Origin of the sequence: Aquabacterium sp. (assembly GCF_048860245.1) — a bacterium.
Classification (GTDB): Bacteria; Pseudomonadota; Gammaproteobacteria; order Burkholderiales; family Burkholderiaceae_C; genus Aquabacterium.
In genome coordinates this window covers 22,894-34,334 of sequence record NZ_JBLIZW010000067.1, presented here as the reverse complement: position 1 = coordinate 34,334, position 11,441 = coordinate 22,894, and the positions used below count along the sequence as shown (strand labels likewise).

The following is an 11,441-nucleotide window of genomic DNA, read 5'->3' as shown; positions in this document are numbered from 1 at the left end:
CGGGCTTCGGTGTACCGCATGGCTGCGGCACCGTCGCCGTCGCGCGAACCGAAGTTACCCTGGCCGTCGATCAGGGGATAGCGCAGCGAAAAGTCCTGCGCCATGCGCACCATGGCTTCGTAGGCAGCGCTGTCGCCGTGGGGGTGATAGCGACCCAGCACATCCCCGACCACCCGGGCGCTTTTGACCGGTTTGGCGCCCGTGTTGCCCGAAAATCCGAGCCCCATGCGGTCCATCGCATACAGGATGCGACGTTGCACGGGCTTCTGCCCGTCACACACGTCTGGCAGGGCACGGCCCTTCACCACGCTGAGGGCGTACTCAAGGTAGGCACGCTCAGCGTAATGCGCCAAGGTCAAAGATTCACCAGAATCCTCTCGCGGTGGATTGAAGTCGATCGATTGCTGCGTCGTCATGAACAGAGAAATGACATCCTGAATGTGGTCGGAAGTGTAGTGGCTCTGCAAGCCAACGCACTCTGGCATATCCTCGAAACGCCATGAGCCTGACACTGCGCCTGATTCTGGGAGACCAACTGAACCCGCAACACAGCTGGTTCAACGATGTTCAACCCGACGTCGTCTACGTCTTGATGGAAATCCGTCAAGAGACCGACTACGTGTTGCACCATGCTCAAAAGGTACTGGCCATCTTTGCGGCCATGCGTGCGTTTGCGGCAGCGTTGAAGGAAAGCGGTCACCGCGTCAGGTACGTGCGCATTGGCGATCCATCCAATCGCCAATCGCTGACCGACAACCTGGACGCCTTGATCAGGCACTACCAGGCGTCGTCCTTTGCTTACCAGGCCCCTGACGAGTACCGGCTGGACCAGCAGTTGAGCGAATGGGCGCATCGACAGCAGGCACTCGGCCTGACCGTGACATGCGTGGACTCGGAGCATTTTTTCAGCGATCGACGCGCCGTGACATCGCTCTTTGGCGAACGACGGCAATGGCTGATGGAGCATTTTTACCGGCACATGCGCCGTCAGCACCAAGTGCTGATGAGTCCCGATGGACAACCCGAGGGCGAACGCTGGAACTTTGACAGCGACAACCGACAGGCTTGGCGCGGCAGCCCACAGGCGCCGGCCGACTGGCGTGGCTCACACGACCACCGCGCCTTGTGGCAAGAGATTGAAGCGGCCGGCATCCAGACCTTTGGCGAGCCCGACGCCCACCAACTGCGCTGGCCGGTGCATCGCGCCGAGGCACTGCAGCACCTGGACAGCTTTGTCACGCACGCCTTGCCGTGGTTTGGCACCTATCAGGATGCGATGAGTCAAACGCACCAGCGCTTGTTTCATTCTCTGCTGTCATTCGCGCTGAACACCAAGATGTTGAACCCGCGTGAGGTGGTGCGTCGGGCGGAACAAGCGTGGACCGATGGGCACGCGCCGCTGTCGTCGGTGGAGGGGTTCATCCGACAGATTCTGGGCTGGCGCGAATATGTCCGAGGGGTGTATTGGGCGCACATGCCGGGCTATGCCGAGCGCAATGCCTTGCAGCATGATCGCCCCCTACCCGACTGGTTCTGGACCGGTGACACGGGCATGGCTTGCGTCAGCGTCGCGATTCGACAATCGCTGAACACCGCATACGCTCACCACATCCAGCGCCTGATGGTGATCGGGAATTTCGCCTTGCTGGCCGGACTGGCGCCCCAAGCGGTGCATCGTTGGTATCTGGGCGTGTATGCCGATGCGTTCGAGTGGGTCGAAGTCCCCAACACGCTCGGCATGAGTCAGTTTGCCGATGGCGGCTTGCTGGCCACCAAGCCTTACGTGGGCAGTGCCAGCTATGTCCACCGCATGAGCGACCACTGCGGACACTGCACTTATCGACGGCAAGACCGCATCGGCCTCCAGGCGTGCCCCTTCAATGCGCTGTACTGGGACTTTCACATGCGGCACGCGACACACCTGCGCAGCAATCCGCGCTTGAGCATGGTCTACAAAAACCTGGACCGCATGACCGTGTCGGAACGAGAGGCTGTAGAGACCCAAGCCCGAGCCATCCTGCTCAAGCTCGACACACTTTGACGATCAGCGGGCGGACGTCAGCAAGCCATCGACTCGAAGCATGTGGCCCCTGGCTCAACCTGCACGTCCAAGGTTTTCGCCTGGATGTCCAAGCGTGCACCTTGGGCGCTCACCAAGGTCAGCGTCACACCGCCAAAGTGACATGAAGGCAAGGACACGGCTCGCACCAAACGTCCGGCACACGTCAACGCCCCTTCAGTCAGACGCCCTCGCATGGCCGCGACATCCCCTTGGATACCGGCCTGATCCAAACGCCATGTCACCCCACGATGAAATGCATGCTGATCCCCCTGTCCCAAGACAGGCCGCTCTGGCTGCACCCATGCCGCCGAAAACACCAGCCGCACCAGACCTGTCTCGCAACACACCTCGCGCAACTCGGAGCCAGCCAGGTGCATGAACCAGGTCATGCTCACACGTCGATTTCGACGTCGTTGCCGTACAGCTCCATCAGCTCGCGCCGAGAAGCCGCTTCGCCCTTGCCCATCAGCTTGTTGAAGGACCCTTCGGTCGACTCAAACCCGGGATCCCCGTAGGTCACGGGCAGCAGACGGCGCGTATCCGGGTTCAGGGTGGTTTCCCAAAGCTGTTCGGCGTTCATTTCGCCCAAGCCCTTGAAGCGGCTGATGGTCCAGGATCCCTCGCGGCAGCCTTCCTTGCGCAGCTTGTCCAAGATGGCGTTGAGTTCGCCTTCGTCCAGGGCATAGAGCTTGGCTGCGGGCTTCTTGCCACGGGCGGGTGCATCGACCCGAAACAGGGGCGGGCGCGCAATGTAGATGTTGCCGGCCTCGATCAACTTGGGGAAGTGACGGAAGAACAGCGTTAGCAACAACACCTGGATGTGGGAGCCGTCCACGTCCGCATCCGACAAGATACAGATCTTGCCGTAACGCAGCCCCGACAGGTCCGGCGAGTCATTCGGCCCGTGTGGATCAACCCCAATCGCAACCGAAATGTCGTGGATTTCGTTGTTCTTGAAGAGTAGGTCTCGGTCGACTTCCCACGCGTTCAGCACCTTGCCTCGCAAGGGCAAGATGGCCTGGGTTTCCTTGTCGCGGCCCATCTTGGCACTGCCGCCTGCCGAATCCCCTTCCACCAGGAAGACTTCGTTGAAGGCGATGTCGCGACTTTCGCAGTCGGTGAGCTTGCCGGGCAACACGGCCACGCCAGAGCTCTTTTTCTTTTCGACCTTCTGACCCGCCCGCTGGCGCGCTTGCGCCTGCTTGATGACCAGCTCGGCCAGCTTCTTGCCGTACTCGACGTGCTGGTTGAGCCACAGCTCCATCGTGGGTTTGACGTAGGTGCTGACCAGTCGCAAGGCATCGCGGCTGTTCAAGCGCTCTTTGGTCTGCCCCTGGAACTGCGGGTCCAGAACCTTGGCGCTCAGCACAAAGCTCGCACGGCCGAACACATCGTCCGGCATGAGCTTCACACCCTTGGGCATCAAAGAGTGCATCTCGATGAAGCCCTTGACGGCGTTGAACAAGCCGTCTTTCAGACCCGCTTCGTGCGTGCCCCCCGCCACAGTCGGGATCAGGTTGACGTAGCTCTCGCGCATGGGCGAGCCTTCTTCGGTGAAGGCCACGCACCAAGCTGCGCCCTCACCTTCGGCGAAGTTTTCGTCCTCGCTGCCCTCGGCGTATTGTTCGCCTTCAAACAAGGGGATCAGTGGCTCGCTGCTCAGCGACTGGCTCAGGTAGTCACGCAAGCCGGCCTTGTAGAGCCAGGTTTGGGTGTCGCCCGACTTCTCGTGCGTCAGCGTGATGGTCACGCCAGGCATCAGCACGGCCTTGCTGCGCAGCATGTGCACCAATTCACCCTTGGGCAATTCGGCGCTTTCAAAATACTTGGCATCAGGCCACACACGCACCGAGGTGCCGTTCTTGCGGTCACCCGACGCTGCAGGGCGAACTGCCACAGGTTCGATCACATCCCCGCCAGAAAACGCCAGGGTGGCCACTTGCTTGTCACGGCACACCGTGACTTGCAGACGCGTGGACAGCGCATTGGTCACGCTCACGCCCACGCCGTGCAAGCCGCCCGAGAAGCTGTAAGCCCCGCCCGAACCCTTGTCGAACTTGCCCCCCGCGTGCAGGCGGGTGAACACGATCTCGACCACGCTCACGCCCTCTTCGGGGTGCAAGCCGAAGGGAATGCCGCGGCCATCGTCTTCCACACTGATGGAGCCATCGGTGTGCAAGGTCACAGCGATGCGCTTGCCAAAGCCCGCGAGCGCTTCATCAGCGGCGTTGTCGATCACCTCCTGAATGATGTGCAGGGGGTTGTCGGTCCGGGTGTACATGCCCGGACGCTGCTTGACGGGCTCCAGACCCTTGAGAACGCGGATCGAGCCCTCGCCGTAGGTCGCGTTGGGCTGGCTGGAAGGTTTGGCAGGTTGCTTGGAAGACATGGGCGCCGATTCTACGAACGAAGGGAGGTTGCTGCACAACAGCACGCCATGTTCGACGCGCTCCCGACTGTGTGCGTCAGATTGACGCCAAAAGCATAACTTAAACTTCAGACATACTTCTTCACGCACACATGACCACGACACGCGTTTCCTATATTGACGGCCTCAGAGGATGGGCCGCACTCTCTGTGATGCTGTTTCACGTTTTCTGGGAAACCTTCGGCGCCAAATTCCCTGAATTTCGGAGCCACGCCTTAGCCTTCTTTCTAAATGGTCACGTGGCGGTTTTTGTTTTTTTCATTCTTTCTGGTGATGCGCTCTCACACCCATTCATCCAATCCGGCAATATCGCGAATATTCAAAAATCAGCCGGATATCGCTATTTCAGGCTCACCATTCCGATCATTCTGTCCTGTTTGATCACATACATCCTGATGAAACTGGGATGGACCCTCAATCACCAGGCTGCACCAATTGTTGATCGTCCTGACTGGCTTGGAGCATTCCTCCCTTTTGAAGCCAATTTCGGCGACTTGATCAAATACACCACCTACGCGGTTTACACCAACCACAGCAACGGTAATTCATACAACCCGTTCCTGTGGACCATGGGTATCGAGATGATCGGGTCTTTGCTCGTTTTTGCCTATTTGCTGGTGATGAAGTCCTCCCTTGACAAGGTCAAGCCCACGATCTTTGTCATTATCTTTTTCGTCTTACAACGAAGCTACTTCTGCCTGTTCTTTGTGGGCGTCTTGTTGGCCCAATGGCGAGCCATTCATGGGTTGCAATTCACACACATGCGCAAGCAAAAGATCATCGCGTCTGTACTGCTAGGCGCGGCCTTCAGCTACCAACTGTTCACAGGCCATGTGGGTGGAGGCTTCAATGGCCGAAACATCCTGGGTGCCATTTTCATCGTGGCGGCCATTTACCTCCACCCCAGTTTTCAACAGGCCATGTCATCCAGACTGTCCTTGTGGTTAGGTGACATCTCTTTCCCGCTCTATCTGGTGCATTTTGCGGCCATCATTTCGGTGGCTGCGCCTCTGGCCGTCTGGCTAGATCAACAGCATGCACTCAATTTCTGGACGGCCACGGCTGTTGGCTTGTGCACCAGCGTGATCAGCCTCGTCGCAGCGCAACTGTTCATGCGAACCGAGAACATGATTCAGGCAAGAGTGAGGCCCATTGTCATGCGCAATCTGGGACTGAGATGATGTCCACGACACCCACTCAGGGGCGTTTGAAGACATCCTGAACCGGTTGCAAAGCCAGCCATTCGCTCTCAGCCTCCGAACCGCCCCCGGCTGTCACCCCATGAAACTGCCTGAAGTCGGTCTTGAACGTGTCCAGCGCACCGTTCAGCCACAGCACGGTCGACAGCACATTCAGGTGGTCAATTCGCTGTGACGATTCACCTTGCTGAACGCCCGCCCCCACGAAAATCGTCGGGATGCGGTGGGTGCCGGTGATGTAAGGGTTACCTCGGGACTCGTCCGTGCTGCCATCTTCGTCAAAAGTGATGATCAGCAGGCTGTTGTGCTTCATGGCCCACTCCGCGTAAGGGCCGATGTGGGTTTGGAGCCAGTCGTCGGCCACTTTGGCGCTGTTGCTATGGGCGTCGTTCTGCTCGTTCGGCACCACGATCGACACGCTTGGCAATTGGCTGAACGGTAGCGCCCGCCCCTTCGCATCCTGCGCAAAACCGCGAAAAGACTGCTTCAAAACCGGGTCACGGGTCGCCTCGAAACCCAGATTCACCGATATGGGCAACACGTTATGGGCCAGATCCCCTTTGAGAGCACGCTCGCTGGTGGGCGCGATCTGGTCCGTCCAGTTGATGGCCGGGTTGTGCTTGCGTCGATAAAAGTCCGTGGGCGCGTGGCTGGCCGAGCACGGCACCTGCCGAGAATCGGTGCCGCAGTTCCAGCTTGGGTAGGGCAAAGATTCGCAAAAGCTCAAGAAGGTGCCACCAGTTTTCAGGATGGCCGCCCCCAGATTGGGTGACGTCAAGGGCAGCCATTCCAAGGGCACATTGTTGTTGGCCACCCCCACCTTGGTTGGCCGGCGCTCGGACAAAGGGCGGCCATCTCGATCACACAATGCCTCGCCCTGGTAGGGCGACTTCAGGTCTTCGAACCAGGGCGGCAACACACCTTGGTGATGCGCACTGAACAAAAAGAGGTAATTCGGTTGGCTGGACCGCGTTGGCAGGGCCGAGCCATAAGGGGTACGCGCGAAGTGGGCATTGGTAAAGCGCATGCCCTTGTTCGCCAACTGGTTCAAAAATCGCCAGTCTGACTGCGGTCTGTACACGGGCGCGTCGCCGGTCTTGCGTTGCGCGGCGGTGGCGTCATAGGCTGACAAGTTTTCCAGGATCACGATGACCGTGTGATCCGGTTTCCAGATCGGTGCCCCCGGCCCTGTCGCTTGCGATTCCGTCTTGGCGCTGACTGATTCGCTAGGCAGCATCGCCCCCAACCCAGCGCCCATCAGTCCGGCCACAGCCTGGCGACGGGTCAGATCACTGGAAGTGCGGCGCAAGCGGGCCGTGCGGAAAGATGAATGGCGTGCAGGCAGTTTCATGGCCGCCAAGATAGCGCCAAATTCACTCGAAAAGCGCCATCATGCGTTCGATGGCCATGGTCAGCGGCACCTGCATCATGGGCAGGGTCAGCCAAAGTCCCGTCAAGCCCACGCCCAAGGTCACCGGGAAACCGATGGAGAAGATGTTCATCTGCGGCGCCACACGCGCAATCAGCCCCATCACCATGTTGACCAGCATCAGCATGGACACCACGGGCAAAGCCACCCACAGGCCCAGCTTGAACACCTCGGCGCCCCAGACCTGCGGCTGCACTGTGTGCAAAAACGCCAACGGCTCCGGCGACACCGGAAATGCGGTGAAGCTGTGCAACACCGCGCCCGTCAGCAACAGGTGGCCGTTCACCACCACAAACAGCCAGGCGGCCACCGTGCCGTAAAAACGGCTGACCGCCGTGGCGGTACCGCCGCTCATGGGGTCGAAAAAGCTCGCGAAGTTCAGACCCATTTGCAGGCCGATCAATTCGCCCGCAAACTCGATGGCAGCAAACACCACGCGCGCCGCAAAGCCCATGGTCAATCCAATGAGCACCTGCTGCGCGATCACCATCAGTGCCTGCGGCGAATTGACAGCAATAGGTGGCATCTCAGGCAGGCTGGGCTGGGCACACAGCACGATCAACAGTGCCAGGCTCAGGCGCACGCGCCGAGGAATGCTCTTTTGCGACAACACCGGAGCAGCCGTGAACAAACCCAGCACCCGGAAAAACGGCCACAGCAAGGGCGTGATCCACGCCAGCACCTGGGCTTCGGTGAACGACACCACGTGTCAGCCCACCACAGTCGGAATCGACTCCAGCACCGAACGGATGTAATCCACCAGCGTGGACAGCATCCACGGGCCAGCCACTGCCAGGGTGGCAAACGCCGCCAACAGCTTGGGCACAAACGACAAGGTCGCTTCGTGAATCTGCGTCGCGGCCTGGAAGATCGACACCACCAAGCCCACGGCCAGCACTACCAACACGATGGGGCCACACACGACCAGCAGGGTCAGCAAACCGTCTCGGCTGATGGTCAATACCTGTTGCGGATCCATGGTGCCTCCTTACTGCACGAAGCTGGCTGCCAGCGAGCCCAGCAGCAGGTTCCAGCCATCGGCCAGCACAAACAGCATCAGCTTGAAGGGCAAGGCCACCATCACGGGCGACAACATCATCATCCCCAGGCTCATCAGCACGCTGGCTACGATCATGTCGATGACCAGAAACGGGATGAAGATCAGGAAGCCGATCTGAAACGCTGACTTCAATTCGCTGGTGACAAAGGCTGGCACCAGCACACGAAGTGGCACGGTCTCGGGTTTGACCTCGCCTTCCAGGCGGGCCAGGCGGGTGAACAAGCCCAAGTCAGACTGACGGGTCTGCTTGAGCATGAAGGTGCGCATGGGGCCTTGCCCCTTTTCCAGCGCCTCGTTGAAGCTGATCTGGTTGGCGGCGAAGGGCTCGTAAGCCTCTTTGTAGACCTTGTCGAGCGTCGGGCCCATGACAAACAGTGTCAGGAACAGCGACAAGCCGATGATGACCTGATTGGGGGGCGCGGCCTGCGCGCCAATGGCCTGACGCATCAGGCTCAACACGATCACGATGCGGGTGAAGCCCGTCATCATCAGCAACAGCGCCGGCAAAAAGCTCAGCGCCGTGAAGAACAGCAGGGTCTGGATGGGCACCGAGTAGCTGTTGCCCCCCGCGCCCTGCCCGATCAGCAGGGGCAAGGTGGCCGAACCTGTGGGCGCACCTTGAGCCATGGCCCATCCGGCCATGCCCGACAAGGCCAGAGCCAGCAGCCCCTTTTTCATGCCTGAACGCATCACACGTTCTCCTTGCCTTGCGCCTGCGACGTCGTCCGACGCAACAGGGCGGCAAAAGCCGGGTGCGCACCTTCGGGCAGCGAGGCGCCTTCAGGTAGGGCTTGAGCAGGCATGGTGTGCAGGGTTTGAATGCTTTGACCGGTCACACCCAGCACCAACCACGTGCGCGCGTCCCCCGAGCCCACTTCCACCGTCACGATGCGTTGGCCGGGGCCGATGTTGAGTTGGCCCACCGGCTTGATGATCTGCGCGGTACCACCGAGCGCACCAGCGGCCAGCCCTGAACGCTTGAGCAGCCACAACGACACCGGAATCAGCGCCACGATGACCACAAACCACAACACCATCAAGCCACTGGATGCCATCTGAGAAGCCTCTACCTGCGAGCGCAGCGGTCAGCCACCACGGCTGAGACGACGCATGCGCTCCGAAGGCGTCACGATATCAGTCAAACGGATACCAAATTTGTCGTTGACCACCACGACCTCGCCTTGCGCGATCAAGAAACCGTTGACCAGCACGTCCATGGGCTCACCGGCCAGTGCATCCAACTCCACCACCGAGCCTTGCGCCAGTTGCAGAATGTTCTTGATGGGGATGCGCGTGCGGCCCAACTCCACCGTCAACTGGACGGGGATGTCGAGGATCATGTTGATGTCGTTGCCCGCAGCCGCCGCAGGTGTGGGCGAGAAGTTGGCAAACGCGGCCGGCGTCATCTGAGGCGCGGGGTCTGACACTTCGCTGGCAGCAGAACTGCCGCCAGAAGATGCAGAGGACGAGCTGGACTGTTGCGCCAGCGCGGCCTCCCATTCAGCGGCCATGGCGTCCTGTTCGGCGTCGCCTGATGGTGGGAATTCTGCGGGATCAGACATTTTGTTCTCCAAGCCAGCTGCTGCCGGTATTGGTCAGGATCTTGTCAACACGAAGCGAGTATTTGCCGTTGGAGGTGCCGTAGTAGCAATCAAAGACCGGCACGCCATCCACTTTGGCCTGGATCACCTGCTCCAGATCGAGCTCAATGAAGTCCCCCGGCTTGAGCGCCAGCAACTGCTCCACGGTTGCGGGTGCGTGGGCCAGTTCCGCCACCAGATCAACCTCGGCGGCCTGAATCTGCTGCGTCAGCAACTTGACCCAGCGTCGGTCGGGTTCAGCCGAATCACCCTGGATGGACGAGAACAGGATGTCCCGGATCGGCTCCAGCGTGGCGTACGGAATGCAGATATGAATGGTGCCGCTGGTGTCGCCAATTTCCAGCGTGAACGAACAGCACACCACGATCTCGCTCGGGGTGGCCACGTTGGCAAACTGCGGCTGCATTTCCGATCGCTGGTAGTCCAGTTCGACCGGGTAAATGCCCTGCCACGACCGCTTGTATTCCTGCGTGATGACGTCTACGAGGCGGTGGATGATGCGTTGCTCGGTGGCCGAGAAATCACGCCCTTCGATCCGTGTATGGAACTTGCCGGCCCCGCCAAACAAGGCGTCGATCACCGAAAACACCAGCGAGGGCTCGCACACGATCAGGCCCGAACCACGCAGTGGGCGCACCGCCATGATGTTGAAGTTGGTGGGCACCACGATTTCACGCAGGAAAGCGCTGTACTTCTGCACCTTGATCCCACCCACCGACACTTCCGGCGAGCGGCGGATGAAGTTGAACAGCCCCACCCGGATGTTGCGGGCAAAGCGCTCATTGATGATCTCCATGGTCGGCATGCGACCACGGACGATCCGCTCCTGTTGCGCCAGGTTGTAGTCACGCACGCCCTCTTTGGGCGCATCTTCCTGCTCCAGCTTCTGGCTTTCGCCGGTGATGCCCTGCAAGAGGGCATCAACTTCGTCTTGAGAAAGGATTTGCTGGTTCATGGCCGGTGACTTCTCTGAGCCGGGTTAGGGTTGGTCAGCAAGCGATCACTGGATGATGAAGTTGGAATAATGAACCTGAACGATCGGGTTGTAAGACTCCGCTGGACGCTTCTTCTTTTTCTTCTTCGAAGAAGTCTCCGCTTCAGGATCTTCCCCCTCTTCATCGGGGTCGTAGATTTCGTAGCCCATGGCACGGGCTGCATCGCGGCGAATCTCGTGAGCGAGCTTCTCCTTGCCCTCCGCGCTCAACAGGTCCGCAGAAGACTTGTGAGACAGCACCAGCAACACGGCGTTGCGGATGGCTGGCATGTACGCCTTCATTTCCTCGCCGACCTTGGCGTCGTCCACTTGCAAGGTGATGCCCACCTGCGCATAACGCTCAGAGTCACGATCCGTCAGGTTGACGATGAACGGGTCCAGCGGCACAAACGTGGGCGGGCCAGCGTGCTTGTCCCCAGAAGGTTTTTTGGCTGTCTTGGCGGGCGCCTCATGATGGGCATCCCCACCCTCTGCGTCACCACCTTCTGCCGCAGCCGCATCAGCGGCCTTCTTTTTCATCATGAAAAAGGCACCGCCACCACCCAGCACGAGCAGCAACGCCACCACGGCACCGATGATGACCAGTTTTTTGGGGCCCTTCTTGGGGGCTTCGCCTTCAGCCGGCGCGGCTGCAGGTGCTGACATTCGCGTATCTCCTGGGTTTCATG

At 59.9% G+C, this 11,441-nt stretch carries 13 protein-coding genes; 2 read left to right on the top strand and 11 right to left on the bottom strand.

Annotated features, from left to right (window positions below):
* A partial coding sequence (locus ACMV18_RS07550; protein ID WP_420817327.1) for a DNA gyrase subunit A occupies nucleotides 1-416 on the bottom strand: 416 nt, incomplete at its 3' end.
* Between the two features lie 83 nt (nucleotides 417-499).
* Between ACMV18_RS07550 and ACMV18_RS07545 the strand changes: the two genes are divergently transcribed.
* A complete protein-coding gene (locus ACMV18_RS07545; protein WP_420817326.1) occupies nucleotides 500-2,041 on the top strand; it encodes a cryptochrome/photolyase family protein in 1,542 nt (513 codons plus the stop codon).
* Between the two features lie 17 nt (nucleotides 2,042-2,058).
* On the opposite strand, the gene ACMV18_RS07540 is transcribed toward ACMV18_RS07545, so the two are convergent.
* On the bottom strand, nucleotides 2,059-2,451 hold the full coding sequence (locus tag ACMV18_RS07540; RefSeq protein WP_420817325.1) for a hypothetical protein: 393 nt from the start codon (nucleotides 2,449-2,451) through the stop codon (nucleotides 2,059-2,061).
* 2 nt (nucleotides 2,452-2,453) lie between these two features.
* Complete coding sequence (locus tag ACMV18_RS07535; RefSeq protein ID WP_420817324.1) at nucleotides 2,454-4,451, bottom strand: DNA topoisomerase IV subunit B; 1,998 nt, start codon at nucleotides 4,449-4,451, stop codon at nucleotides 2,454-2,456.
* 131 nt (nucleotides 4,452-4,582) lie between these two features.
* On the opposite strand from ACMV18_RS07535, the gene ACMV18_RS07530 reads away from it, so the two are divergent.
* Nucleotides 4,583-5,671, top strand: a complete 1,089-nt coding sequence (locus tag ACMV18_RS07530) for an acyltransferase family protein (RefSeq protein ID WP_420817323.1) — start codon at nucleotides 4,583-4,585, stop codon at nucleotides 5,669-5,671.
* 16 nt (nucleotides 5,672-5,687) lie between these two features.
* Here the strand turns inward: ACMV18_RS07530 and ACMV18_RS07525 are convergent, their stop codons facing one another.
* From ACMV18_RS07525 to ACMV18_RS07490, 8 genes are read right to left on the bottom strand one after another with little or no spacing between them, the layout of a single operon-like run.
* The gene (locus ACMV18_RS07525) at nucleotides 5,688-7,040 is read right to left on the bottom strand and encodes an alkaline phosphatase family protein (RefSeq protein ID WP_420817322.1); all 1,353 of its coding nucleotides are present in this window, start codon (nucleotides 7,038-7,040) and stop codon (nucleotides 5,688-5,690) included.
* Between the two features lie 22 nt (nucleotides 7,041-7,062).
* Entirely contained in the window at nucleotides 7,063-7,824 is a 762-nt protein-coding gene (fliR, locus tag ACMV18_RS07520; RefSeq protein ID WP_420817321.1) for a flagellar biosynthetic protein FliR, read from the bottom strand.
* 3 nt (nucleotides 7,825-7,827) lie between these two features.
* A complete protein-coding gene (fliQ, locus tag ACMV18_RS07515; protein WP_374258295.1) occupies nucleotides 7,828-8,097 on the bottom strand; it encodes a flagellar biosynthesis protein FliQ in 270 nt (89 codons plus the stop codon).
* A gap of 9 nt (nucleotides 8,098-8,106) precedes the next feature.
* A complete protein-coding gene (gene fliP, locus ACMV18_RS07510; RefSeq protein WP_420817320.1) occupies nucleotides 8,107-8,868 on the bottom strand; it encodes a flagellar type III secretion system pore protein FliP in 762 nt (253 codons plus the stop codon).
* Entirely contained in the window at nucleotides 8,868-9,233 is a 366-nt protein-coding gene (locus tag ACMV18_RS07505) for a FliO/MopB family protein (RefSeq protein WP_420817319.1), read from the bottom strand. Before ACMV18_RS07505 ends, fliP begins: the two co-directional genes overlap by 1 nt.
* 30 nt (nucleotides 9,234-9,263) lie before the next feature.
* The gene (fliN, locus tag ACMV18_RS07500) at nucleotides 9,264-9,740 is read right to left on the bottom strand and encodes a flagellar motor switch protein FliN (RefSeq protein WP_374258290.1); all 477 of its coding nucleotides are present in this window, start codon (nucleotides 9,738-9,740) and stop codon (nucleotides 9,264-9,266) included.
* A complete protein-coding gene (gene fliM / locus ACMV18_RS07495; RefSeq protein ID WP_420817318.1) occupies nucleotides 9,733-10,734 on the bottom strand; it encodes a flagellar motor switch protein FliM in 1,002 nt (333 codons plus the stop codon). The genes fliN and fliM overlap by 8 nt, the downstream gene beginning before the upstream one ends.
* Nucleotides 10,735-10,779: 45 nt before the next feature.
* Nucleotides 10,780-11,418 (bottom strand): flagellar basal body-associated FliL family protein, encoded by a 639-nt coding sequence (locus ACMV18_RS07490; RefSeq protein WP_420817317.1) that lies wholly within the window; start codon nucleotides 11,416-11,418, stop codon nucleotides 10,780-10,782.
* Nucleotides 11,419-11,441: the final 23 nt, after the last annotated feature.

Excerpts from the sequence above, each read along its gene's own strand:
- fliN (WP_374258290.1), bottom strand. The coding sequence starts at position 9,740 with ATGTCTGATCCCGCAGAATTCCCACCATCAGGCGACGCCGAACAGGAC.
- ACMV18_RS07490 (WP_420817317.1), bottom strand. The coding sequence starts at position 11,418 with ATGTCAGCACCTGCAGCCGCGCCGGCTGAAGGCGAAGCCCCCAAGAAG.
- ACMV18_RS07535 (WP_420817324.1), bottom strand. The coding sequence starts at position 4,451 with ATGTCTTCCAAGCAACCTGCCAAACCTTCCAGCCAGCCCAACGCGACC.
- ACMV18_RS07540 (WP_420817325.1), bottom strand. The coding sequence starts at position 2,451 with ATGACCTGGTTCATGCACCTGGCTGGCTCCGAGTTGCGCGAGGTGTGT.
- ACMV18_RS07505 (WP_420817319.1), bottom strand. The coding sequence starts at position 9,233 with ATGGCATCCAGTGGCTTGATGGTGTTGTGGTTTGTGGTCATCGTGGCG.
- fliQ (WP_374258295.1), bottom strand. The coding sequence starts at position 8,097 with ATGGATCCGCAACAGGTATTGACCATCAGCCGAGACGGTTTGCTGACC.
- ACMV18_RS07525 (WP_420817322.1), bottom strand. The coding sequence starts at position 7,040 with ATGAAACTGCCTGCACGCCATTCATCTTTCCGCACGGCCCGCTTGCGC.
- fliM (WP_420817318.1), bottom strand. The coding sequence starts at position 10,734 with ATGAACCAGCAAATCCTTTCTCAAGACGAAGTTGATGCCCTCTTGCAG.
- ACMV18_RS07530 (WP_420817323.1), top strand. The coding sequence starts at position 4,583 with ATGACCACGACACGCGTTTCCTATATTGACGGCCTCAGAGGATGGGCC.
- ACMV18_RS07545 (WP_420817326.1), top strand. The coding sequence starts at position 500 with ATGAGCCTGACACTGCGCCTGATTCTGGGAGACCAACTGAACCCGCAA.
- fliP (WP_420817320.1), bottom strand. The coding sequence starts at position 8,868 with ATGCGTTCAGGCATGAAAAAGGGGCTGCTGGCTCTGGCCTTGTCGGGC.